The organism is Corynebacterium heidelbergense, from assembly GCF_028609845.1.
In the GTDB taxonomy this organism is placed as follows: Bacteria; Actinomycetota; Actinomycetes; order Mycobacteriales; family Mycobacteriaceae; genus Corynebacterium; species Corynebacterium heidelbergense.
In genome coordinates this window covers 2,064,398-2,087,425 of record NZ_CP063191.1, presented here as the reverse complement: position 1 = coordinate 2,087,425, position 23,028 = coordinate 2,064,398, and the positions used below count along the sequence as shown (strand labels likewise).

The 23,028-nt window shown below is 64.7% G+C and carries 23 protein-coding genes; 18 read left to right on the top strand and 5 right to left on the bottom strand.

Annotation, left to right across the window (positions count from 1 at the left end; genetic code table 11):
• Positions 1-27: 27 nt before the first annotated feature.
• Entirely contained in the window at positions 28-1,866 is a 1,839-nt protein-coding gene (locus tag CHEID_RS09275) for a long-chain-fatty-acid--CoA ligase (RefSeq protein WP_112768513.1), read from the bottom strand.
• A 151-nt stretch (positions 1,867-2,017) separates the two neighbouring features.
• Between CHEID_RS09275 and mshA the strand changes: the two genes are divergently transcribed.
• Both mshA and CHEID_RS09265 read left to right on the top strand, forming a co-directional pair.
• The gene (gene mshA, locus CHEID_RS09270; RefSeq protein ID WP_112768514.1) at positions 2,018-3,286 is read left to right on the top strand and encodes a D-inositol-3-phosphate glycosyltransferase; all 1,269 of its coding nucleotides are present in this window, start codon (positions 2,018-2,020) and stop codon (positions 3,284-3,286) included.
• A 43-nt stretch (positions 3,287-3,329) separates the two neighbouring features.
• Positions 3,330-3,911, top strand: a complete 582-nt coding sequence (locus tag CHEID_RS09265; RefSeq protein WP_112768515.1) for a type III secretion system chaperone family protein — start codon at positions 3,330-3,332, stop codon at positions 3,909-3,911.
• Positions 3,912-3,975: 64 nt separating this feature from the next.
• Here CHEID_RS09265 and CHEID_RS09260 read toward each other — a convergent pair whose 3' ends face one another.
• Together CHEID_RS09260 and CHEID_RS10590 are read right to left on the bottom strand one after the other, a co-directional pair.
• Complete coding sequence (locus tag CHEID_RS09260; RefSeq protein WP_112768516.1) at positions 3,976-4,629, bottom strand: DJ-1/PfpI family protein; 654 nt, start codon at positions 4,627-4,629, stop codon at positions 3,976-3,978.
• A gap of 201 nt (positions 4,630-4,830) precedes the next feature.
• Positions 4,831-5,235 carry a DUF805 domain-containing protein gene (locus CHEID_RS10590; protein WP_420536406.1) on the bottom strand — a complete coding sequence of 135 codons (405 nt, stop codon included), beginning with the start codon at positions 5,233-5,235 and terminating at the stop codon, positions 4,831-4,833.
• Positions 5,236-5,483: 248 nt separating this feature from the next.
• Between CHEID_RS10590 and CHEID_RS10585 the strand changes: the two genes are divergently transcribed.
• From CHEID_RS10585 to CHEID_RS09245, 4 genes are all read left to right on the top strand, one after another.
• The gene (locus CHEID_RS10585) at positions 5,484-6,212 is read left to right on the top strand and encodes a CPBP family intramembrane glutamic endopeptidase (protein WP_112768518.1); all 729 of its coding nucleotides are present in this window, start codon (positions 5,484-5,486) and stop codon (positions 6,210-6,212) included.
• An 81-nt stretch (positions 6,213-6,293) separates the two neighbouring features.
• Positions 6,294-7,076 (top strand): phosphoglyceromutase, encoded by a 783-nt coding sequence (locus CHEID_RS09255; protein WP_112768519.1) that lies wholly within the window; start codon positions 6,294-6,296, stop codon positions 7,074-7,076.
• Between the two features lie 50 nt (positions 7,077-7,126).
• Positions 7,127-8,353, top strand: coding sequence for a sensor histidine kinase (locus tag CHEID_RS09250; protein WP_112768537.1), 1,227 nt, complete (start codon positions 7,127-7,129; stop codon positions 8,351-8,353).
• A gap of 211 nt (positions 8,354-8,564) precedes the next feature.
• Positions 8,565-9,257, top strand: a complete 693-nt coding sequence (locus CHEID_RS09245) for a response regulator transcription factor (protein ID WP_112768520.1) — start codon at positions 8,565-8,567, stop codon at positions 9,255-9,257.
• Here the strand turns inward: CHEID_RS09245 and CHEID_RS09240 are convergent.
• Positions 9,239-10,177 carry a DUF3109 family protein gene (locus CHEID_RS09240; RefSeq protein ID WP_112768521.1) on the bottom strand — a complete coding sequence of 313 codons (939 nt, stop codon included), beginning with the start codon at positions 10,175-10,177 and terminating at the stop codon, positions 9,239-9,241. The two genes, CHEID_RS09245 and CHEID_RS09240, sit on opposite strands and share 19 nt — an antisense overlap.
• 33 nt (positions 10,178-10,210) lie before the next feature.
• On the opposite strand from CHEID_RS09240, the gene CHEID_RS09235 reads away from it, so the two are divergent.
• The 5 genes from CHEID_RS09235 to CHEID_RS09215 all read left to right on the top strand — a co-directional run bounded on the left by CHEID_RS09235 (position 10,211) and on the right by CHEID_RS09215 (position 14,045).
• A complete protein-coding gene (locus CHEID_RS09235; RefSeq protein ID WP_112768522.1) occupies positions 10,211-11,143 on the top strand; it encodes a Ppx/GppA family phosphatase in 933 nt (310 codons plus the stop codon).
• A gap of 98 nt (positions 11,144-11,241) precedes the next feature.
• Entirely contained in the window at positions 11,242-12,453 is a 1,212-nt protein-coding gene (locus CHEID_RS09230) for a hypothetical protein (protein WP_112768523.1), read from the top strand.
• 77 nt (positions 12,454-12,530) lie between these two features.
• Positions 12,531-13,358 carry a pyrroline-5-carboxylate reductase gene (gene proC, locus CHEID_RS09225; RefSeq protein WP_112768524.1) on the top strand — a complete coding sequence of 276 codons (828 nt, stop codon included), beginning with the start codon at positions 12,531-12,533 and terminating at the stop codon, positions 13,356-13,358.
• A gap of 222 nt (positions 13,359-13,580) precedes the next feature.
• Complete coding sequence (locus CHEID_RS09220; RefSeq protein ID WP_112768525.1) at positions 13,581-13,781, top strand: helix-turn-helix domain-containing protein; 201 nt, start codon at positions 13,581-13,583, stop codon at positions 13,779-13,781.
• Positions 13,782-13,943: 162 nt separating this feature from the next.
• Positions 13,944-14,045, top strand: coding sequence for a 30S ribosomal protein bS22 (locus CHEID_RS09215; protein WP_003855542.1), 102 nt, complete (start codon positions 13,944-13,946; stop codon positions 14,043-14,045).
• Between the two features lie 140 nt (positions 14,046-14,185).
• On the opposite strand, the gene CHEID_RS09210 is transcribed toward CHEID_RS09215, so the two are convergent.
• Entirely contained in the window at positions 14,186-15,403 is a 1,218-nt protein-coding gene (locus CHEID_RS09210) for an HAD family hydrolase (protein WP_238599201.1), read from the bottom strand.
• A 151-nt stretch (positions 15,404-15,554) separates the two neighbouring features.
• Between CHEID_RS09210 and CHEID_RS09205 the strand changes: the two genes are divergently transcribed.
• The 7 genes from CHEID_RS09205 to CHEID_RS09175 all read left to right on the top strand — a co-directional run bounded on the left by CHEID_RS09205 (position 15,555) and on the right by CHEID_RS09175 (position 23,010).
• A complete protein-coding gene (locus tag CHEID_RS09205; RefSeq protein ID WP_112768539.1) occupies positions 15,555-15,800 on the top strand; it encodes a glutaredoxin family protein in 246 nt (81 codons plus the stop codon).
• A gap of 331 nt (positions 15,801-16,131) precedes the next feature.
• Positions 16,132-17,589, top strand: coding sequence for a glutamyl-tRNA reductase (locus CHEID_RS09200; protein ID WP_112768526.1), 1,458 nt, complete (start codon positions 16,132-16,134; stop codon positions 17,587-17,589).
• A complete protein-coding gene (hemC, locus tag CHEID_RS09195) occupies positions 17,586-18,527 on the top strand; it encodes a hydroxymethylbilane synthase (protein WP_112768527.1) in 942 nt (313 codons plus the stop codon). Before CHEID_RS09200 ends, hemC begins: the two co-directional genes overlap by 4 nt.
• Before the next feature lie 121 nt (positions 18,528-18,648).
• On the top strand, positions 18,649-20,358 hold the full coding sequence (locus CHEID_RS09190) for a bifunctional uroporphyrinogen-III C-methyltransferase/uroporphyrinogen-III synthase (RefSeq protein ID WP_273661112.1): 1,710 nt from the start codon (positions 18,649-18,651) through the stop codon (positions 20,356-20,358).
• A gap of 29 nt (positions 20,359-20,387) precedes the next feature.
• Entirely contained in the window at positions 20,388-21,449 is a 1,062-nt protein-coding gene (hemB, locus tag CHEID_RS09185) for a porphobilinogen synthase (protein ID WP_420536405.1), read from the top strand.
• 40 nt (positions 21,450-21,489) lie between these two features.
• On the top strand, positions 21,490-22,374 hold the full coding sequence (locus tag CHEID_RS09180; protein WP_273661110.1) for a DUF1129 domain-containing protein: 885 nt from the start codon (positions 21,490-21,492) through the stop codon (positions 22,372-22,374).
• Between the two features lie 102 nt (positions 22,375-22,476).
• Positions 22,477-23,010 carry a hypothetical protein gene (locus CHEID_RS09175; protein WP_112770240.1) on the top strand — a complete coding sequence of 178 codons (534 nt, stop codon included), beginning with the start codon at positions 22,477-22,479 and terminating at the stop codon, positions 23,008-23,010.
• The last annotated feature ends 18 nt before the right edge of the window (positions 23,011-23,028 follow it).

Here is a 23,028-nt window from a genome sequence, read left to right as displayed (position 1 = left end):
AGCGGCGCCTACCAGATTTATCGGCGCCTACTTGGAGCCGTCCTCCAGCATGGACTTCACGAGGTCCTTGACTTCGCGGCGGCGGATCTTGCCGATGAGGTCTGCGGGCATCTCGTCCACCACGAAGAAGCGGCGGGGCACCTTGTACCGGGTCAGGCCTTCCCGCGCCCATTCCTTGATGCTCTCCGCATCGAACTGGTCCTCGCTGACACCCTCCGGCAGGGTGACTGCGGCGACGACCTCCTCAGAGCCGTCCTCGCCCTCGATGCCGACCACCCCGGCCTTCTGAATCTGCGGGTGGTCTTCGAGGAATTCCTCCACCTCCGCCGGGTACACGTTAAAGCCACCGGTGATGATCATCTCCTTGATACGGGACACGATGCGGATGAAGCCGTCGGGCTCCATAACGGCCATGTCCCCGGTGCAGAACCAGCCCTCGTGGAAGGGTTGCTTCTCCTCCGGCAGGTTGATGTACCCGTTGAAGATCTGGGGGCCGCGGACCAGCAGCTCACCTGCTTCCCCGTCGGGCATGGTGCGGGAGAGGTCCTCCGGGTCGGCGACGCGCACCTCCGTGTCGGGGAAGGGGATCCCGATATACCCGGCGCGCCGGTCGGGGGTAATGGGGTTCGCGACGATGATCGGGGAGGTCTCGGTGAGGCCGTAGCCCTCGATGATCTTTCCGCCGGTCTTCTTTTCCCACCGTTCGGTGGTTTGAACGGGCAGGGGAGCCGCACCGGACAGGGCGTTGGAGATGCCCTTGAGGTCGATATCGTGCTCCTCGGCGGCTTGAATCACCTTGTCGTAGAGCGTCGGGACCCCCGGCATGTACGTGGGCAGTTCCTTCTTTAGTTGGTCCACGATGAGCGGCACCTCCGGCTTGGGCAGCAGGACGAGCTTGCCTGCGGTGGAAACGCCCAGTGCGGCGGTGAGAGTGAGCCCGTAGACGTGGAACAGGGGGAGCACAGCCAGGTACTTTTCTTGCCCGCCCTTGCCCAGTTCCTTGACCCAGGCCAGGCCTTGGGTGACGTTGGCCATGATGTTGCGGTGGGAGAGCTCGGCGCCCTTGGGCTTGCCCGTGGTACCGGAGGTGAACAGGATGATGGCCCCGTCGTCGGCGCTCATGTCGGGGTGGCGCACGATGTCCTTGCCCAACCCGCCGATCTTCTTGCCCATGAGGTCGCTGAAAGCCACGGTCCCCGGGGCGGGGGCGTGTAGCAGGTCCCGCTTCTCCTTAATGGGGCCGAAGGGAAGTTTCAGGGCTAGTCGCTTGGTGCCGGGCATGGCCTCGATCATGTTGACGGAGATGATCTTCTCCAAGGGGGTCCGCCCGGTCAGCTCGCCAACGGTGCCGGCCACTTTGTCCCAGACGATGGCGACCTTGGCGCCGTGGTCCTCGAAGGGCCCCTCCAATTCCCGGGCGGTGTACAGCGGGTTGTGTTCCGCGACGGTTGCGCCCAGCTTCAGCACGGCGAAGAAGGCAATGAGGTGCTGCGGGCAGTTCGGCAGGACCAGGGCGACACGGTCCTTCGGCTTCACGCCGAGGCTGCGCAGTCCCGCTGCGGTGCTGTTGACCTGCTCGGCGAATTCGGCATAGGTGGTGGTGGCCCCGAAGAACTCCAGCATGGGCTGGTCCTCGTTGGCGGCGATGGTCTCCTCCAACATGTCGGTAAGGGTCTTATCGCTGTACTCCAGGCTGTGCGGGGTCCAGTCCGCGTAGTACTTGAGGTAGGGCTTGTCCTTCCATGCCGTGCCTTGCGCACCGGTGCTGTTCGCAGCGGTTTCTGCGCCCGTCGCGCCGCCCGGTTCCGCGCTGGTGGCGGGAGAGGAAGACGGGGAGCCGGCGGCGGTGTGCGTGGGGTTAGTCATGAACAGTCCTCTGGGTTTCGAATCGCCTTGGCGCCGCGAGAAGCGCCGATGTACCCCAATAAGAATAGGCAAGGAAAACTGTTTAGGGGCAAAAAATGTCAAAGAAAAGGCCCCCCAATGAGGTGTGCCACCTGCCGGTAAGCTCTGCTGCATGCGTATTGCAATGATCTCCATGCACACCTCCCCCCTGGAGCAGCCGGGGACGGGGGACGCGGGGGGGATGAACGTGTACATCCGCAACACCGCCGAGCAGTTGGCGCGTTTGGGGGTGGAGGTGGACGTGTTCACCCGAGCCACCCGGCCGTCGCAGGGGGAAGTGGTTCACTGCGCCCCGGGCTTGCGGGTAATCAACTGCGTCGCGGGCCCTTACGAGGGCCTGGCGAAGTCCGAACTGCCCACCCAGTTAGTCGCCTTCACTGGCTCCGTTCTTGCTTTCGCCCGCGAGGATGGCGCCCACTATGACGTGATCCATTCGCATTACTGGCTTAGCGGCCAGGTGGGTTGGTTGCTGCGGGACTTGTGGAACATCCCATGGGTCCATACGGCGCACACGTTGGCGTCCGTAAAAAATAACGCGCTGGCTGATGGCGACGTCCGCGAACCAGAAAGCCGACGCATCTGCGAACAACAAATCGTGGATAACGCGGATCTGTTGATCGTCAACACGCCTGCTGAGGTGGACGATCTTGTCCGCGGTTATGACGCGCGCACCTCACGGATTGAAGTGGTGATGCCGGGGGCGGACGTGGCGCGGTTCACCCCGGGCTCCGATCACGCGACAGAGCGGACGCGCCGGGAGCTGGGCATCCCGCTCAACGCAAAGGTGATTGCGTTCGTCGGGCGTATCCAACGGCTGAAGGGGCCGCACATTTTGCTGCGCGCCGTCGCGAGGCTGATCGAGGAGCACCCGGAGGAAAAGATCCGCGTCGTCATCTGCGGGGGGCCCAGCGGTTCGGGAACGCAGCAACCGGAGGCCCTGGAAGAACTGGCCCGGGAGCTGGGCATTGCGGGCTACCTGCGGTTTCTTTCTCCGCGCCCGCCGGAGGAGTTGGTGAGCGTGTATCAGGCGGTGGACATCGTGGCCGTCCCCAGTTACAACGAATCCTTCGGCCTGGTCGCTTTGGAGGCACAGGCCTGCGGTACGCCGGTGGTCGCCACGCGCGTGGGGGGTCTGCCCATCGCCGTGGAGGAGGGACAGACCGGCCTGCTGGTGGATGGTCACGATATCCAGCGGTGGGCCGACACGTTGGGGGAGTTGATTGTGGACGACGCTAAGCGCATAGCGTTCGGCGAGCATGCCCCGCAGCATGCCGCGAAATTCTCCTGGAAAAACTCGGCTCGCAGCCTCGCCGATCTGTACTGTTCGCTGACGAACGTGGAGAGCCAGCAGCTGCGCCCGCCCCGCCAACCCGCCGGTTAGGGCCCAGGGGGGGTGTGGGGAAACTGGGTGTACCTTGGGGCACATGAACACCCAAGGGATATGCGCGCTGCTCGATGAGGCAGGGGTGGAGTACTCGCAGGGCGATGGCGTGGTTGCCGTGACCCTGCCGGGCGAGAAGCGGTTGAAGACCCACTGCCTGTTCATTCCCCAGGAGGGGATGATCCGGGTGGAGGCGTTTATCTGCCGTGCGGTGGAGGAAGCCCACGAGGATGTGTACCGGTTGCTTCTCCAGGCGAACCGGCGAACCTTCGGGGTGCACTACACGGTGGATGCCAGCGGGGATATCTACTTGGTGGGGCAACTGCCGGACTCGACAACGTCGGAGGACCTGGAGCGCGTACTGGGGCACGTCATGGAACGGGCTGACGGGGACTTCAACCGGATTCTGGAGCGTGGCTTCGCCAGCTCCATCCGCCATGAGTGGGCCTGGCGCCTGTCCCGGGGGGAGCCGACGTTCAACCTCGCGGCATTTGCGCGTCTGAAGCCTTCCGATCAAGAGATCGCGTTGTTGGCGCCGCCGCCGGGTTCGCACTTGCCGGATGAGGCTGCGCAGCCGGAGGGGGAGGCGCAAAAGCTGACGGATGACGAGGAGCGTCCGGAGTAACACCTTTTGATCTGCTGAAAAGGGGGAATTTGGCGAACACGCGCCCGTCAACTGCTCGGCGTAGTCACCCGTGTTCCGCAGAGAAGGGATCGTGGAGGGGATCTCGCTGAACGTTTAGTTCCAGGCAGCGTGCAGCTGTCGCCGCAGCGTATTCTCCGGCGTAATGGGCGATAAGGGCGTAGGTCATGTCCATGCCGGCGGCCACCCCGGAAGATGTCCATCGGTTTGCATCGACGACCCAGCGGGCGCTGGTTTGCCAGTCCACTAGGCTCGATTGGCTCGAGACCCAGTCAAGAGCCATCTTGTTCGAAGTTGCCTTCAGGTGGTCAAGAAGGCCCGCACGGGCGAGAAGCGCCGCACCGGTACAGACGGAACTGACGACCGACGCGCGTTCGCCCAAAGCGGCAATTGCTTGCAAAGTGTGGTCATTATTCACCAGGAGTCTGGTCCCTGGGCCGCCCGGAACAAGCAGAATGTCGACCACTGTCGATGCGCGCAGGTCATCTAGCGACGCAGTAGGTATAACTGAGAAGCCTTGGGCGCTACGAACCGGGCTACGTTCAGGGTGAACACCCACATACTCCACTTGCCAGGAGGGGACGTGACCAATGAGGTCAGCTGGCCCGAAAGCATCTAGGGCCTCGAACCCGTCGAACAGGACTATGGAACCTCTCCGTTCGACTCCGTGTGAAGTTTGTTCCGCAGAGGGTTGTGACACTGTCTTCTTGCTCCTTTCGTGTCCGACTAACCGACGCGGCCCTTCGATGCTTCGACTTACCTAGATGCGGTGCCCCCCAATGGAGGTAATCTCTACGAGATTGGCGTAGTACGTGCGGATCATAGGATGTTTCAGGGACCGCTTGGCCCAAGAATGAAACCTGCTGGCCCGCTCATGGAGCGGCCAATGAAAAGTTTACGCCTAGTTTCCGGGTTTAGCGGAAGCGTTCGCCTCGTCGGCTTTGGGCAAATGCCCATCGCGAGTACATGGGGGAAGCATGATGAGTAGCGACAAGATGATCCAGCCAAGGAAAGGTACCACGGCGATTAGAAGGAGGGCGATTGAGAACCCTGCGTCATGGAGGCGCCTACACGTTAGGCTCAGCCAAGGGATCGCGGTAAGAATGCTCAATCCCTGAGCCAGCCTTAAACCAAACTGGTTGTCAATCCAGGCGACCGGGAACGAGATAGCCCAGAAGAGTCCGGTAACTATCCAGAATTCACTCCTGGAGGCAGATCCCCTAAAGTCGAAGGACTTGGCGAAGAATCGATAGGCGGCCTGTCTGATGGTGGCCCCGTAAAGAGGTCGAGAGGGGAGGTGTTTCACTTTGGGCTCAACGTACGGATGGGCTGCCACAGAGGTCCTTTCGACTGCGCGCACTGCCAGCGACACATCTGGCTGCTATATTCCAGCCTAGCGGAGCAGCTTCGGGGTCTCATCTGCCGCAGCAGCAGAGCAAAAGCACCACTGCCTGTGCCAGAAGTCCTGGGGCTATCGGCCGGTTGGCTAGAAAGTGGTCGCAAGCCGGTCGGTGACTGGATTTATAACAAGCTTGGGACAGGTGGAACGGAGAAGTGAACTTGGTAGAACTTGGACGGCGAAAACGGAACTATTTGGGACTACATCCCACTCCCACCCGGAAACACCTCTTGTGGGCGGGAGGTTTGTTCCTATCTCCATATCTGCCATTCTTAACGGCCTTGGCTTTCTTCCCACTTTTCAGAGATGGGTTAGGTTCGAAAGCTGAGCTCGTTCTCAGTGGCACTTTTCTCGCCGCTTCATTTAGTGCTTTACTCATTCTTTGGATCGGTCTGATTCGGAACTGTCGGTGGAATCGGGTGCAACTGGGGTTCTGTAAGGCGCGTCGTTCCTTATGGCACATCCTGTGGTGGTCCCCAATCGCGATAGTTTTAGCGGCTAAGGCTACGGCGATTGTAGGCAGTGTCCTTGGTGTTGAGGCGCAGGGGACATCCGAGAAAACCGCTTTCGGTGGGCTCAGTTGGGTAGCGATTGTGCCCGCAGTTTTCCTGTATGTTTTAGTCGGACCTTTATTGGAGGAAGTTGTCTTTAGGCGCGTTCTCCTTGATTACCTACTGGGAGTCTTGCCTCGGTGGGTTGCCGTCCCGATCGTAAGCGCCTGTTTTGCTTTGGTGCACATCGCCCCTCCGCTGATTGTGTACAATTTCTTCCTCGGGATCGCCCTTGCAATGGCGCGATTGTGGTTCCGGAGTCTGTGGGGCCCATTTCTGCTCCACGTATCGAACAACGCACTCGTCACTTGTGGCGTGCTTCTGGCCCTTTAGGGGGCTTCTGGCCGGGAGCGAAACCTTCGGGGTATGCCGGTGGGCAGACCATGCGGCCGCCAGCGTGGCAAGATGAAATGTATGACCGACACCTCTCAGGCAAACCCCCAAGAAGACCACGGCACTCTCATTCTGTTGCGCCACGGCCAGAGCGAGTGGAACGCCTCCAACCAGTTCACCGGGTGGGTCGATGTCGCCCTGACGGACAAGGGCCGGGAAGAGGCCGTTCGCGGCGGCGAGATGATTAAAGAGGCTGGGTTGACCCCCACGATCCTCTACACCTCCTTGCTGCGGCGCGCGATCACCACGGCCAATATCGCGTTGGATACCGCCGATCTGCACTGGATTCCCGTGATCCGGGACTGGCGCCTCAACGAGCGCCACTACGGGGCCCTGCAAGGCCTCAACAAGGCGGAGACGAAGGAGAAGTACGGAGAAGACCAGTTCATGGCGTGGCGCCGTAGCTACGACACCCCGCCGCCGGAGATCGACCCGAACAATGAGTACGCCCAGACCTCGGACCCCCGGTACGCCAACCTGGACCGCATTCCCGGCACCGAGTGCCTCTTGGACGTCGTTAAGCGGTTTGTGCCCTACTACGAGTCCGAGATTGAACCTCGCCTCAAGCGGGGGGAGACAGTCCTCGTCGCAGCTCACGGCAACTCCCTGCGTGCGCTGGTCAAGCACCTGGACAACATCTCCGATGAGGACATCGCCGGGTTGAACATCCCCACCGGTATTCCCCTCGTCTACCGGCTGGATGCGCAGGGCGAGGTGCTCAACCCCGGTGGGGACTACTTGGACCCGGAGGCCGCTGCTGCCGGTGCCGCCGCCGTGGCCGCGCAGGGCCAGGCCTCTAAGTAATCATCGCGATGATTCTTGCCGCCGGGGGCGGGTCCCCCACCCTCGAGTGGATGTGGATGCTCATCGGGCTCGCCGTGGGCATCCTCCTCGGCATGGCAGTGATGTGGGCCTACCGTCGACGCATGAGGGCGAAGCGCAACCAACGTGCCCGCCAGGAGCTCGAGGGCAACCGGGTCTCCACGGTGACCCAGGTGCTCCATTTCGCCATCCAATCCGCCCCGGAAGCGATCGCCGTGGTGGACCACCGCCAACGCGTTGTCTTATCCAACCCGCGGGCCCACGAATTGGGTTTGGTTCATGAGCGCATTCTCAATCCCAACGCGTGGACCGTGGCAGAGCGGGTGCTGGGGGATCACGAGCCCCGGGAGGTGCGTTTTCTCCCCCCGCCGCGGCGCGGTAACCGCCCTGTCATCTCCGTTGCCGGTCAGGTCCAGTTGCTCACGCTCATGGACGATCGCTATGCGGTGGTGTACGCCACGGATGACTCGGAACACGTCCGGATGGAATTTGCCCGGCGGGATTTCGTGGCCAATGTCTCCCACGAGTTGAAAACTCCGGTGGGGGCCATTTCGCTGTTGGTGGAAACCCTCATGGAGGCCCGGGACGATCCGGATTCCGTGGAGTACTTCGGCAAGCGCCTGATGAACGAGACGCGCCGGATGTCCCAGATGATTTCCGAGCTCATTTCCTTATCTAAGTTGCAGGGTGCTGAGTCCCTCCCGGACCCAGAGGTTCTGGACGTGGACGACATTGTCGAGTGCGCGTTCGACCGTTGCCGCCTGGCTGCGGAGGCTGCGGGAATAGACCTCGTACGGGATTCCGAGGTGGGCGCCAATGTGATGGGGGATAAGAACCTCCTCGTCACCTGCCTGGCGAACCTCATCACCAATGCCATCAATTACTCCCCAGAAGCCACGCCCGTGTCGGTCTCCCGCGCGGTGCGGGACGATACGGTCATCATTCGCGTGACCGATCGCGGAATCGGCATCGCCCCGGAGGACCAAAAACGCGTTTTTGAGCGCTTCTTCCGGGTGGACAAGGCCCGCTCCAGAAACACCGGTGGCACCGGCTTAGGGCTGGCGATCGTCAAACACGTCATGGCCAACCACGGGGGAGCGGTTTCCCTGTGGTCTCGCCCGGGCACCGGCTCCACCTTCACCCTCGAGCTGCCATTGTGCGTCCCCGATGCGACCGGAATACCCGGTCCGCGTATGGAAAGCCCGGTGATTCCGGACGCCAAGAAACTGCGCGAAGAAGCACGGGAAGCGGAGCGCTAGACCGTACCCGGCGCCGGCGGCTCTCATTTACTTCCCGTGCACCCGGCGGCTACCCAGAAGTCGAGTCCCCGCCGTACTGGGTGGGCGACACCGAACCGCGACGGCGGATAGCCCGCTCTCGGTTGCGGTGAGATAAACGACAACGCAAAATTAGGTTGACATTTCCCCAACTGACTACCCGCCGAGCTGGCGAAAAGGAACGGGTTTCCACGTGACCAGTGTGCTGATCGTCGAGGATGAGGAATCCCTCGCCGAGCCCCTCGCCTTCCTGCTGAAGAAAGAGGGCTTCGACGTCCACCTCGCCGCCGACGGCCCCACCGCGCTCAACACCTTCGCCCAGAAGCACATCGACATTGTTCTGTTGGACCTCATGTTGCCGGGAATGTCTGGTACCGAGGTGTGCCGCCAACTGCGCCAGACCTCCAGCGTGCCGGTCATCATGGTGACCGCCCGCGACAGCGAAATCGACAAGGTTGTGGGCCTGGAGCTGGGGGCCGATGACTACGTCACTAAGCCCTACTTCGCGCGGGAACTCATCGCCCGCATCCGAGCCGTGCTGCGCCGCGGTGGCGAGTCGGACGCGCTCGACGATGGCGACGACGGCCTCGTGCTGCGCGAAGGGCGGGTCGTCATGGATGTAGAGCGCCATATCGTCACGGTCGACGGGGAGAAAGTCCCCATGCCCCTCAAAGAATTCGACTTGCTGGAATACCTCATGCGCAATAGCGGGCGCGTGCTTACCCGAGGGCAGCTCATCGACCGAGTGTGGGGTGCGGACTACGTGGGGGACACCAAAACCCTGGACGTCCACGTCAAGCGATTGCGCTCGAAGATCGAGCGCAATCCCTCCCAACCGGAAATCCTTGTTACTGTCCGGGGCCTGGGCTACAAGTTCGAAATCTGATCCCGGGCTGCGGCTGTTGCCGGGTGAATCGCTAAGAGGGGTTGGCCATTGGGGGCCGTAGCGGTCCGGCGCTGACAATGCCGCGCAACGTAGGCGTAAGCATCCTCACCTAGCAGTGCCGTGAGCTCTTCCTTGTGGGTCTCCCATAATGGGCGGGTGCCCCGGTGGCAGGCGGGATCGGAGGTGCAATACCAATGGAAATCCTCCCCACCCCCGCCCCACGCCCGTCGAGTGTACTCCGTGATGGTCGTGCGCACCACCTCCGACCCATCCGGCCGGGTTTCCCACGCCTCTAAACGGCGGATGGGCAACTGCCAGCACACTTCCGGCTTAGCCTGCGGCAGCGGAATACCCCGTTGCACTGCGAATGCGTGTAGTGCGCAACCCACTGGGCCCGCAAACTCCCCGTTACTGGACCGGGCCCGGTTGGCGAAGATACAGGCCCCCTCCAGCACCCGGGTGCGCAGTGTGGGTTCTGCGATACCCTCATCGTTCTCCAGCTCATCCCACTCCAGCCATGGTTCCAGTTCCCCCTCTGGGCCCGGTCGATCCACCCCAGCGGGGCCACCGTTGTCCGGGTGGTGCTGCCACACCTCCGGGCTGAGTTGGCGGGCAATGCGCCCCACGGTCTCCTTATCCTCAGCATCCGTGAGGAAAGCCCCGTGGGCACAACAGCCCGCATCGGGGTTGGTGGCGTCGATACCCCGACAATCACCGGAACCGAAACGGCACCTATACGTGGACAGCAACCACGTGAGATCCACCGAAATAACGTGGGCGGAATCGTTGGGATCCATGAACTCCAGCCATTCCCGCGGATGATCGGCCGCAACTTCTCGGCCACTGCGCACCGCCCGATCGGCGGCGGTATCGCGCGGGTAACCCGTGGGTTTATCGGAGGCATCGCTGGGAGCAGTCACCTTCCCAACGCTAGACGGGATAGGGTTAACGCTGTGCGATTAGGTGTCCTGGACGTGGGAAGTAATACGGTGCATTTGGTGGTTGTCGACGCCATGCGAGGTGGCCCGCCAACCCCCATGAGCAATTGGAAAACCCCCATGCGGCTGGTGGAATACCTCAACAAAAAGGGGGCGATCAACACCAAGGGCATCGAACGGCTCACCAAGGGGGTCGTGCTTGCGAAGGAAATGTCGGAGCAATTCCGCTGCGAGGAGATGCTGCCCTTCGCCACCTCCGCAATCCGCTCCGCGAAAAACGCAGATGACGTGCTAGACAGCGTGGAAAAAGAAACCGGGGTTCGCCTGGAAATCCTCAGCGGGGAAGAGGAGGCCCGCCTCACCTTCCTGGCCGTCCGCCGTTGGTACGGCTGGTCCGCCGGGCGCATCCTCGACCTCGACATCGGCGGTGGTTCCCTGGAGATGTCCATCGGCGGTAACGAGCGGCCAGACGAAGCCCTCAGCGTGAACCTCGGCGCCGGGCGACTCACCCGGGAATGGTTTGACAGCGATCCGCCGACCAAGGCAGCTATCGCCGAACTGCGGGCATTCATCGACGCGGAGCTGGAGGCGCCGGTGGAGACTCTGTTGAGCACCGGGCCTTTCGATCGTGCCGCGGGGACCTCGAAGACTTTTCGCATGCTTGCTCGGCTCACCGGCGCGGCGCCGAGTTCGGCGGGACCCAGGGTGCAGCGCACGCTCACTCAATCCGGGCTGCGGCAGCTCATCGCCTTTATTTCCCGGATGACGGCGGCGGATCGTGCGGAACTGGAGGGGGTCAGCGAAGACCGTTCGCATCAGGTGGTCGCCGGGGCCTTGGTGGCGGAGGCCGCGATGCGCAAACTCGGTGTCGAAGAGCTGCACATCTGCCCCTGGGCGCTGCGAGAAGGGGTGCTGTTTAACAAGATGGACCAGGCGACGGGGTGGTGAACGCAACCGGGAAACATCCTTCTTCGGTTAGGGCAGCCGACGGTGCCAAGGTAAAGTTGACGGCCAGCTACCGGTGATTTGATTGATGGGATCGATGGATGAGTGAAAAGCTGACGGTCGCAGAACTGTTGGCGCGCAATCGGCGCGAGGATGCGGACGGGGCACAGCCACCCCGGCGCCGTCGCCACCGCAGCATTGAGGGCGGCGGTATTTCCGTCGCCGAGCTCACCGGATCCATACCCGTCGTCAAGACCGACGAAGCCGGCCAGGCCGTTGCCGAGAAAGATCAGGCGGACGAGGTGGCCCAGCAACGGGAGCCGGAAACGCCGCGGGAGGCCGAGCCGCAGCACGACTCGCGGGATCAGCAGCGAGAGCCCGCCGCGCAGAGCACCGCTAAACGGGAAAAGCCTGGTGAGCGCACCGCTGTGATGCGCCCCGTCAGCTCCGCCCCCAGCCCCTCTGCGGCCCAGACGGGGCAAACGCCGGTGGTAGAGGGTGACGATTCCGGCGAAGCTTCTAGGGGCCTCTTCCGCGCGCGGCGGCGTGAAAAAGCTGCCCAGGCTGACGGCAGCTCTTCGGCGAAGGCGGAGAAAACGTGGGGGGACGTCGCCAAGCTCGAGAACACCCAGCGGACGGACGCTGCTGCGACGGATTCTGCTGCGACGGAGGATGCGGAAGACCACGGTGCCGCACGGAGTGCGGACAGCCATGCTGAAACGAAGGGGCCCGGCCTGGCGGCCCGCCGGGTCAGTCGCGAGGCACGCGAGGAACCACGCGGGATGGGTTCGGACGTGGCTTACGCCGAGCGGGATACCGCAGCCACTGCGGTACCCGCAGAGACCGCAGCCACTGCGGCGCCCGCCACGAATGCCGGCGCCGAAACCGTTGGCACCGAACTCACCGGCGTCCAGACAGCCGACGCCGAGCAGGACCCCAACACCGAGCACGGCACCACCACCGATGCAGAGGCCACCGACAACGGCCGCCCCACCTCGGACATCGCGGAGCTGGAGGAGAACCTCGACGACGATGAGATCATCGAGTACGAGGACAACACCATCTCCTGGCCGGCCCTGATCGGCCAAGCCATCCTGGCTATCGCCGCCGGTGTCGGGGTGTTCTTCGCGTTCAACCTGTTGTGGGCCAGTATGCCCACCTGGGTTGTTCTGCTGCTCTCCCTCGCCGTGACTTTGCTGCTCGTGGGCGTGGTGCACGTCTTGCTGCGGCACAGCCACCGGGTGCATCTGCTCCTGGCTTTCCTCGTCGGACTGCTGCTCACCCTCGGCCCACGGTTCATTCAGGGGATATAACTCTCACCTAGGGCCCATAATCCGCCTCTGTGCCACCTAGTTAGCGCTCGAGTGGTCTTCCTGGCACGCTGGGAGGCATGACTCGTATTGGAATTATTGGCGGCGGAAATATCGGCGAGGCCCTGCTGTCGGGCCTGGTGGCGAAGGGCACTGACCCCTCGGCCATCACGGTGGCGGATCGCTCCGAGCAGCGGCTTGGCCTGCTCGAGCAGCGTTACGGGGTGAAGACCTCCGTGGAAGCCACCGACGCTGCCGAGGATGCCGACGTTCTCATCAATTGCGTGAAACCCGATGTGGCCCTCGGGGTCTTCGAATCGGTCTCCGATGTTGTGGACGCCAATCCCAGCGCGACTATTGCGGTATCCGTGGCGGCGGGAGTGACCTTGGAGGCCATGGAATCCGTGCTGCCCGCAGGCACCCCTGTCGTACGGGTGATGCCGAATACCCCCATGTTGGTGGGCAAGGGCACCAGCGCCCTCGCCGGGGGTCGTGCGGCCGAACAATCCCACCTGGAGCTGGTGCGGGATGTGTTCGCCAAGGTGGGCCGGGCCGTTATCGTCAAGGAGAAGGATATCGACGCGGTGACCGCCGTGTCTGGGTCCGGCCCGGCCTACTTCTTCCTGGTCACGGAGGCAATGGTGGACGCCGGGGTAAACCTGGGCCTGCCGCGCGTATTGGCCGAGGAGCTGGCGGTGTCCACGGCTGAGGGCGCGGCGGCGATGATGGCCGCTGGCCTAGATGATGAGGAGAACGGGGATGGGCCGGTAGACCTTCGGGCGAAGGTATCCAGCCCCGGGGGTACTACCTCCGCCGCCACCCGGGCGCTGGAGGAAAATGGGATCCGAACCGCCTTCTTCCGCGCTATGCAGGCGTGCAAGGATCGCTCCATCGAGCTGGGGAAATAGGCTAAATAGAGGCACAAGCAGGCCCCGGAATAGCCGCGTCGGTGTGCTCGCATGTCCTGTGACCTCAACAGTCACGGAAGGTTACAAAAGAATAATGTTCCCCCTCGATGCGCATAAGCCACAAACTTCACGGTACACTAGCCCGGTAGCGATCACGTGTGACGTCCTGCGGGAGGGGAAGCCTGCAGCGCATGGAGAGCGCGAAGAAAGTGAAGACTATCTATGGTTAGCAAAGACAACGGAACGTTTCTCACCGTCGCTGAGGTCGCTGAGCTCATGCGCGTGTCTAAGATGACCGTCTACCGCCTGGTGCACTCGGGCGATCTGCCTGCCGTGCGGGTGGGCCGTTCCTTTCGCGTTCACCAGCAGGCGGTGGAGGAGTACCTGGGGTCCTCCGTGTACTCCGCCGACAAGACGGGATAGTTCAACGCTCTCCCCTTCGTGTAAATCTCCGTGCGACGAGCGGCTTTTTGTTCCACAGCGGGGCGGGGCGGTAACATTGCCCCCATTCGTGCGCCCTGGATGAGGCACATCAACAAGAAGTTGTCCGCACTAGCCGAAGAGTAGAAGCGAGGTTCGTCGCATATGGGTTCTGTCATCAAGAAGCGCCGCAAGCGCATGTCCAAGAAGAAACACCGCAAGATGCTGCGACGGACGCGCGTGCAGCGACGGAAATTGGGCAAGTAAGCCCTGCGCCCGGCCGCTGACGCGGTCGGAGCTGCCCGTGGAACCCCCTGGCTTTCGCCGTTAGGAAGCAGGGGGATTTTTGCTGCCTGCGGAAGGTCCCACGGTGCGGTCCCCCCGAAGGTCACCTCACCGACCGGGGATCAGCGTCGGATGATCCAGTAGCCCCCGGCGGCGCTTGCGGCCGCTGCCGCTGCGGCCGGGGCCCCGAACCGCTTCACCGCGCGCCTGCCGCGCCGGTAGTCCCGCACCTCCCAGCCTCGGTCATGGGCCCGCTTCCGCAAAGGGGAATCGGGGTTGATAGCCACGGCGGTTCCCACCGTGGACAGCATGGGAATGTCGTTGACGGAGTCCGAGTAGGCCGTGCACCGGGAAAGGTCCAAGTTTTCGTACGCGGCCAGGGCCACAACGGCGTGCTTCTTGCCCGGGCCGTGCAGGATGTCCCCCACCATGCGCCCGGTGAAGCGACCGTCGCGGACCTCCGCCACCGTCCCCAGTGCCCCCGTGAAGCCCAGTTCTCGGGCGATGATCTGCGCCAACTGCACCGGTGTGGCGGTGACCAGCCACACCTGATGGCCCGCTTGCAAGTGCATGTTCGCCAGTTCTTTCGTGTCCGGGAAAATGCGCTCTGCGATCGTCGCCGCCCAGATCTCCTCCGCCATCTGGATGACCTCATCCTCCCGCCGCCCCCGCACCAGGGCCAGCGCCTCCTCCCGGCCAGACGCGATATCGCTGGGGTCCTCCTTTCCAGAGGCCCGGAACTTCACCTGCTTCCACAAGAACCGGCAGATCTGCCCAACGGTGAAGAACCGCCGCTTTGCCAACCCCCGGGCGAACAGCAGGATGGAAGCCCCTTTAATCAGCGTATTGTCCACATCGAAGAAGGCGGCCACTCCCGCGTCTTGAGGGATGGTGGGATCCGGATCGTTGAGCCGGTTGTCCCCGCCCGCCGCGGCCTGGGCTCCCCGCACGTTGCGCAGCGCCGTGCGCAGTTCCTCCTCAGTCAGGTCGTGGAACTGCGCCAACTGGTCGATGGCTTGCCCGTGTTCCGCATGATCCGAATCCGGGTCGATGCTCCGTGGATCCACCGGGGGGCTTACTCGGGTGGCCACGGTGCCTGCGGGAGCCCCAGGGCCCTCCCCGTCGGGGGTTAGCCCGTCCAGGGCGGTGAGCACTGAAGCCTCCCCGGCCTCGCGCTGGGCCGAGTCCCCACGGGTGGGGAAAATCCGCTGGCTCAAAATGGCACGAACAATACCCCGAACAGCCAGGATGCTGTCCGAGGTACTGTTTTGGACCTGATGCGCCAACCGTCGGCGTTGGCTGCGCAGGCGGTCCGCGTAATCCCGCGGCTGCTCAGTCACAGTGACTAAACTACCCCGCCGCCCGCTCCCGGTACCGCCCCACCTCGTTATCCTCGGGGCTGTGTTTCCCTTCCGCACGTCACGCAGCCGAAAAGCCCCGCAGGCCCATGCCTCCCCCGGGTCGAGCCCGGATCAACCCTCCGGCGGGCACGTGGTCACCCTCCTCACCCGGGCTAGCTGCGGGTCCTGCGCCCGGGTCCTCGAGCAGATCCGGCCCGTGGTCGACCGGGCCGGCGCCACCTTGGAGGTAGTGGACGTGGAGTCCCCCTCTGCGTTCGCCGGGGCGGCGGCGGAGTTCGGGGATCGGGTGCCCGTCGTCCTCGTGGACGGTGCCGAGTTTGCCTGCTGGGAAGTCGATAACGAGGACCTCGCCGCGGCGCTCGGCGCCGCCGAATGATCCGGTTGGTGGCGTTATATAACAAAACAGCCCTCGCGTTTTGTCATTGGGGTGGGCTTAGCGATACCGTAGGTACCCGTATTCACCCCGCCAGTTGCGCGGGGTTTTGCCGGTAGCCACCAACCCCAGACCCGCCACCGGCCAGCCCGTCGCCCCGGACTTCGCACAGCCCCTGGCCCCCTTTTCCACGTGGGGGAGCCCCGGACGGAAGAGTGAGCCGGGAAGGATAAGAGGGGCGAAAAGCAGGCTGCACAGGCCTTCGCCCCTCGATGAAAGAGGGGGCCTTGAGCGGAAGGCCCGTCGACGAATAGCAGGAGGTAGACGAGCGCGTATGTCAGGCAACGCCCGTACCGGTTCGGCCTCGGTTCTGCTCGTCGGATTGTCGTTCCGCTCCGCCCCGGTTCCCCTGTTGGAACGCGTGAGCGTCGTGGACTCCGAGCTGCCCAAGCTGCAATTGGCGCTCGTGGATGGGGAGGTCATCTCCGAATCCCTCGTGCTGTCCACCTGCAACCGCATGGAGTTCTACACGGTGGCCAACGCCTTCCACTCCGGGTTAGATCACGTGGTGGAGACGGTCGCGCAATTCTCCGGTGTTCCGGCAGAGGACCTCGAGCCGCACCTGTACGTTCACTACGCCGATGCCGCCGCGGAGCACATGCTCAATGTGGCCTCCGGGTTAGATTCCATGGTGGTGGGGGAGCAGCAGATCATCGGTCAGCTTCGCAGCGCCTATCAGTCTGCCTCGGACACCGGCACCGTGGGGCGGACCCTGCACGACCTCACCCAGCGGGCCCTGCGGACGGGCAAGCGGGTGCATTCGGAAACCACCATCGATGCGGCGGGGGCCTCTATGGTCTCCTTTGCCGTGGATCGGGGGTTGCGGATTCTCGGTCTTTCGGACGCCAGCCCCACCAGCGCGCCCCTGGCCGGTCGCCGCGCGCTGATCATCGGCGCCGGTGCAATGGCTTCCCTGGCCTCCACCTACCTCGGCAAGTTGGGCATCGACCACGTCACGGTGGCAAACCGCACGCTTAGCCGGGCAGAGACCCTGGCTGATCACGCGGCCCAGGCGGGGGTGAGTGCCACCGCCGTGGCCCTCGGCGATATGCCCGCAGCATTGGGCGGGGCGGACCTCGTGGTGTCCGCGACCGGAGCGGTGGAAACCGTCGTGACCAGGGAGCATGTGGCTGCCGCGCTGCCCGGGCGCGTCCCGGGGCGCCCCCTGGTGCTCATCGACTTGTCCATGCCCCGGGATATCGCCTCCGGCGCGGGGAATTTGCAGGACGTGGCCTTGCTCAACATCGAGCAACTCACGACGATGGCCGGGGAGGCCCTGGAGGACGAGGCGCCCGCGCGCAGCATCGTGGCCCACGAGCTCGCGGAGTTCCTGGAGCAGCAGCGCGTGCAGGCGGTCGTCCCCACGGTGAAGGCCCTGCGCCACCGCGCGGCGGATCTCATGGCGGAAGAACTCCTGCAACTGGAGCGACAGACGGAGGGCATGGACCCGGCCCACCGCGCGCTGGTGGAACGATCCATGCGGCGAGTCGTGGACAAGCTGCTCCACACTCCCACTGTGCAGGCGAAGAAGCTCTCCGCGGCGGGGCAGGCCGTGACCTACCCGGATGCCCTTGCGGCCCTATTCAACTTGCCCACGGGGATCGTGGATTCCGTCACCAACCCGCAGAGCTCCGACCTCCCCAGCGGCGGTGTCGCCGCGCTGCGGTCGGTGGCGTCCAGCCGAACAAAGACGACCGCCACGGACCACCGGCGCCCGGGAGAATCAGCATGACCCTCAACCGCACCTTGCTCATCGGCACCCGCGGCTCCCTGCTGGCCACCACGCAAGCGGGACACGTCCGCGATGGCCTGGCCGAAGCCGGTCACACCGCCGAGCTGCACATCGTCCACACGCCCGGGGACGCCTCCCAGGCGGCGCAAACGCCCGTGGAGCAGATCGGCATCGGCGTGTTCACCGAGACGCTGCGGACCGCCCTGGCCCGCGGCGAATGCGATATCGCCGTGCACTCTTTCAAAGACCTGCCGACGGCGGCGGACACGCGTTTCCGCACGGTCGTGCCCCGGCGGGTGGATCCGCGGGAAGTGCTGATCAGCGTGGATAACCGCCGATTGTTGGAGCTGCCCAGCGGGGCCAAGGTGGGAACGTCCGCTCCCCGCCGGGTCGCTCAAGTGCTGGCCGTGCGCCCGGATCTCAAGCTGCTGCCTCTGCGCGGCAACATCGGTACCCGCATGGGGCGGGTCGGCCAAGACTTAGATGCCGTGATCCTTGCCCGGGCTGGTTTGGAACGGGTGGGGCAGTTGGATCGCGCCGCCGAGTCCATAGACCCCGCCGTCATCATGCCGGCCCCCGCCCAGGGTGCCCTCAGCGTAGAAGTGCGGGTAGCAGACCAGTTGGCCTGGGCTGCGGTGGAGGGACTGGATCACCGGCCGTCGCATCTGAGGGCTATCGCGGAGCGAGCCGTGCTGGCCACGCTCGAGGCCGGGTGCTCCGCCCCCGTGGCCGCCCATGCGACGCTAGCGGAAGACGACAGCACCCTCACCATCACCGGAGGCGTTTTTGCGTTGGATGGCAGCGACAAACTCGTCACGCAACGCAGGGTGCGAATACCCGCCGAAAGCTGGAAGAAGGCGGCGGAGGCCGCCGGAGCGGACGTGGGCAGGGAACTGCTCGGCGCCGGGGCGGACAGGTTGATGGCCACCGCCAGGTGACCGGGCTCCACAGCCGCGGTGGCACCGGTCGATCAGATCCCCGGCTGCTTTTCCCGCCCGCTCCCACCAGAAGAACACTCTCCCCATCCCCATCCTCCCCCGAGCACACGAAAGTCCACTTATGACCACTGCCGGAATCGCCCCCACCGGGCTGGGCCGCGTCCTCTTTGTCGGCGCCGGCCCCGGCAACCCCGACCTGTTGACTGTCCGCGCCCGCGAGGTGCTTGAGCACACTGCCCACGCTTGGGTGGACCCCGCGGTCCTGCCCGCCGTCCGGGACCTGGTTGCCGCGAAGGTGCCCGTGCCCCAGGAGAAGCTGGACCGGGTGGAGGCGGAGTGGGTCGCCCAACTGGAGGAGGCAAAGCAGGCCGGTGCCCGCCGCAAGCCACCGCGCCCGGAGCCCCCGACCGCCGCCGAGATCGTGGCCGCCGAACCCGGCGAGGCCAGCGGGGACGTTGCCCGCCGGATGGGCGAGTGCGCGTCGCAGGGGCACGACGTGATTCGTTTGGTTGCCGGCAATCCGCTGAGCAACCCGGCTGTGCTGGAGGAACTGCGCGAGGTGGAGGCCTTGGGCGTGGAGTTCCAGGTGGTCCCGGGGATGACGGGCTCCGTGGCCGTGCCCGCCTTCACCGGCATCGCCGTAGGCCCGGATGTCACCGAGGCGGACGTGCGCGGCGGAGCGGACTGGGATCAGCTGGCCGGTGCGGGCCTCCCCCTGATCCTCACCGCCGCCCCGGAGGACCTCGCGGACATCGCCGCGGAACTGGGGAAGCGGGGGGTGGGTGCTGCCACGCCTGTGACGGTGACGCTGCACGGCACGACCCGTCGGCAACGCAGTTACGATGCCACCCTCGAGTCCTTGAGGAACGTCGTGGCTCCCACGGGCCCCGCCGCAAAGGAGGGGGATATCCCCGAGGAGCTGCTGGTCACCATCGGTACGCAGGTGGATAACCGCAGCAAGTACTCCTGGTGGGAGAACCGGGCCCTGTACGGGTGGACGGTATTGGTGCCGCGGGCGAAGAATCAGGCGGGCCCGATGAGTGCGCGCCTGGCTTCCCACGGTGCGATTCCGGTGGAGGTGCCGACGATCTCGGTGGAGCCGCCGCGCACTCCGGCTCAGATGGAGCGCGCCGTGAAGGGCCTGGTGGATGGGCGCTATCACTGGATCGTGTTCACCTCCGTCAACGCGGTAAAGGCGACCTGGGACAAGCTGCAGGAATTTGGTCTGGACGCCCGGGCCCTAGCGGGGGTTCGCGTCGCCGCAGTGGGGCCCAAGACGGCGCAGGCGGTGCGGGATCTGGGCATCACCCCCGAACTACTGCCTGCGCGCAATTCCCGCAACGCCTCCGGCCTGGTGGACGTGTTCCCGCCGCACGACCCAGACCTGGACATGGTCAACCGGGTTCTCCTACCCCGGGCGGATATCGCCACGGAGACCCTCGTGGAGGGCCTGATCAAACTCGGTTGGGAGGTGGAGGACGTGGTGGCCTATCGGACGGTGCGCGCGGCCCCGCCGAGCCCGGAAGTGCGGGACATGATTAAGACCGGCGGCTTCGACGCGGTGTGTTTCACCAGTTCCTCCACGGTGAAGAACTTGGTGGGTATTGCGGGTAAGCCCCACAGTCGGACGATCATCGCCTGCATCGGCCCCATGGCCGCTCAGACGGCACGGGAGCATGGCCTGCGCGTGGACGTAATGCCGGAGGCCGCGGGCGTGCCGGAGCTCGTCGACGCGCTCGCCGGCCACGTCGCAGATCTGCGGGCCAAGGGGCAGCTCCCCCCGCCGCGGAAGCGCCGTCGGCGCCGGAAGCCCGCCGAGGCCGCCGAGTAGCATCGGCGGGCATGAGCCTGAAGAACCAAATGAGCGGCGCAACCGGCGCTGCACCCAGCGATAACCCCCAGGACGGAGAGCGCGGAGAACTGAGCATCCCCTCCCGCCGCCCCCGCCGCCTGCGGACCACCCCCGCGATGCGCAACTTCACTGCGGAGACGGACCTGAACCCCAGGAGTTTTGTCCTGCCCATGTTTGTGGCGGACGGTATCGCGGAGCCCAAGCCCATCAGCTCCCTGCCCGGCGTGGTGCAGCACACGACGGATTCCCTCCTGCGCGCCGTGGAGGAAGCGCTCGCTGCGGGCGTCGGGTCTATTGACCTCTTCGGCGTTCCACAGGAGCAGACGAAAGACGCGCTGGGTTCGGCGGGCATCGACCCCCATGGTGTGCTCAACCGGGCGTTGGCGGATGTTCGCCAGCGCTTCGGCGACGACATTGTCCTCATGGCCGATACCTGCCTGGACGAGTTCACGGATCATGGCCACTGCGGGGTGCTGGGCCAGGACCGCTACGGCAACCAAATCGTGGACAACGACGCCACACTCACCCAATACGCGGACATGGCTGTGGCCCAAGCACGGGCCGGGGCGCATGTCGTGAGCCCCTCGGGAATGATGGACGGCCAGGTGCGCGTCATCCGCGAAGCCCTCGACACGGCCGGTTACGCGGATGTGAGCATCATGGCCTACTCGGCGAAGTACGCCAGCGCCTTCTACGGCCCCTTCCGAGAAGCCGTGGGGTCCTCTCTGGTGGGCGACCGGAAGACCTACCAGCAGGATCCCCGCAATCGCCGGGAGTCCCTGCTGGAAACCGAGCTGGACGTGGCCGAGGGGGCGGACTTCGTCATGGTTAAGCCCGCGATGCCTTACCTGGACGTGCTGCGGGAGGTGGCGGCTGCCAGCCCGGTGCCGGTGGCCGCGTATCAAGTGTCGGGGGAGTACGCGATGATCAGCGCTGCGGCAGCTAACGGATGGATCGATGGGGATGCGGCGATCCTCGAATCGCTGACGAGCATCCGCCGGGCTGGGGCCGATATCGTGCTCACCTACTGGGCAACCCACGCGGCGAAGCTGCTGCGGCAGGGCCGCTAGCGCCAACCGGGCCGCGGCCAGGCAGTAGGCTAGGACAGGTATGCAGCCTCAAACCCCGCCGTCACAGGACCCCACCCCATCTCAACCCACCCGGCCCCCGAAGATCGGCCGCCCGGGTGGGTTGGCGCGCTCCGTGAAACCGGCGCCGGATGATGTCCGTTGGGGGATGTGGTGCTGGTTGTCCGTCTCCAGCATGCAGGTTCTGCTTGCTGTCGTGACGTTCGTCAGCAACCTCGTCGACCGGCGGGCTCTGCGCCAGCAGGTGGCCGAGCAGGTGAAGTCCAACGGTCCTCTGGGTGCCGGCCTGCCCAAGGGGATGAGCGTGGATAGCCTGACCACGGCGATCAATGGGACGATGCTGGGATGGTCCGTTGTCATCGCCGCCATCTGCGCTTATCTGACCTTCCGGGCGGGGCGGGGTGGCGTGTACTCCCGGCTGTTTCTCAACATCGCCAGCGGTTACCTCATCCTGTCCGCGATCTTCCTGCTGTTCAGTTCCGCCCCGGCCACCACGCCGGTGGGGTTTGTCCTGCTCACCGGGATCATCACGATTCTCTCGGCCGTCGCGGCGGGCTTGGGGATGTACTTCATGTCCCGGCCGGGAAACGCCGATTGGTTCGGGATTCCCAGCGCGGCGGAAATGGAACGCTACGCCAATGCCGTGGAGGCCCAGCGCCGTCAGCGCCAGCAGGAACGGCAGGACAAGCGCCAGGAAAAGCAGCAGGATAAGCGGCAGGGGCACCACCGCCCAGAACACCGGCAGCAGCCCCAACAGAGCCCGCCTTACCCCCAGGGTCCCGCGCCTGTCCCCGGTCCCCGGCCCACCTCCGGGCGCAACCCCAAGCCCACCTCGGGGCACAACCCCGGGCCCGGGCCGGGTGACGTCACCCCACCCAGCGGCGGCAAACACCACCGCCGGGAATAGCGCGGAACTGAACAAAGCGGGCAAGTCCGCAGATACGTTGACAACCAGGACCCACAACAACCAGGCCCCCCTTGCACCCTGTCCCAGAGGAGACTGCCCACCGTGCCCACCATGTTCCCCTCCCTGGTCCCGCCGGAGGGCGATCGCAACCGTTCCGTCGAGGAGTGGAAGGCAGGGGACCCCACCCCTCGCCAGGTCGTGATCGCGTTCGTCTTGTTCATCATTGTGGGCTGCGCCATGGTGCTCAGCGCGGTGGGAATGTTCCAGCTCAACTGGAACCGCACCGCCGCCAGCCCCCAAGAGCAGGAACGCATGGACTTCGTGGTCCGCAATGTGCGCCTGCTCGGAGTGCTGCTGATTTTGCTGGGCGTTCCCATCGTGGGTCTGGCTCCCGGGCTGCGCAAGGGATCTAACGGGTGCAGGCGCATCATCCTCGGCCTCAGCGTGCTCGCGATGTTTTTCATGCTGGGGGGTTGGGTGCTCAAGATTGCAGCTACGGGGCAGGCGGTGCTGGCTCTGTTGCTGGCCGTGGCATGCCTGCTGATGTACCGCCCGGGGCTTCAAACGTTCTTTGTGCGGCACAGCCTGTGGCGAGACCCCCTGGATGATCCCCCGGGCAACCAGCGAGACCGATGAACACCCAATAGAACCGGA

Bases quoted from the DNA above. Each gene is read 5' to 3' on its own strand.
- CHEID_RS09275 (WP_112768513.1), bottom strand. From the start codon at position 1,866: ATGACTAACCCCACGCACACCGCCGCCGGCTCCCCGTCTTCCTCTCCC.
- mshA (WP_112768514.1), top strand. From the start codon at position 2,018: ATGCGTATTGCAATGATCTCCATGCACACCTCCCCCCTGGAGCAGCCG.
- CHEID_RS09265 (WP_112768515.1), top strand. From the start codon at position 3,330: ATGAACACCCAAGGGATATGCGCGCTGCTCGATGAGGCAGGGGTGGAG.
- CHEID_RS09255 (WP_112768519.1), top strand. From the start codon at position 6,294: ATGACCGACACCTCTCAGGCAAACCCCCAAGAAGACCACGGCACTCTC.
- CHEID_RS09250 (WP_112768537.1), top strand. From the start codon at position 7,127: ATGTGGATGCTCATCGGGCTCGCCGTGGGCATCCTCCTCGGCATGGCA.
- CHEID_RS09230 (WP_112768523.1), top strand. From the start codon at position 11,242: ATGAGTGAAAAGCTGACGGTCGCAGAACTGTTGGCGCGCAATCGGCGC.
- proC (WP_112768524.1), top strand. From the start codon at position 12,531: ATGACTCGTATTGGAATTATTGGCGGCGGAAATATCGGCGAGGCCCTG.
- CHEID_RS09220 (WP_112768525.1), top strand. From the start codon at position 13,581: ATGGTTAGCAAAGACAACGGAACGTTTCTCACCGTCGCTGAGGTCGCT.
- CHEID_RS09215 (WP_003855542.1), top strand. From the start codon at position 13,944: ATGGGTTCTGTCATCAAGAAGCGCCGCAAGCGCATGTCCAAGAAGAAA.
- CHEID_RS09200 (WP_112768526.1), top strand. From the start codon at position 16,132: ATGTCAGGCAACGCCCGTACCGGTTCGGCCTCGGTTCTGCTCGTCGGA.
- hemC (WP_112768527.1), top strand. From the start codon at position 17,586: ATGACCCTCAACCGCACCTTGCTCATCGGCACCCGCGGCTCCCTGCTG.
- CHEID_RS09190 (WP_273661112.1), top strand. From the start codon at position 18,649: ATGACCACTGCCGGAATCGCCCCCACCGGGCTGGGCCGCGTCCTCTTT.
- hemB (WP_420536405.1), top strand. From the start codon at position 20,388: ATGAGCGGCGCAACCGGCGCTGCACCCAGCGATAACCCCCAGGACGGA.
- CHEID_RS09180 (WP_273661110.1), top strand. From the start codon at position 21,490: ATGCAGCCTCAAACCCCGCCGTCACAGGACCCCACCCCATCTCAACCC.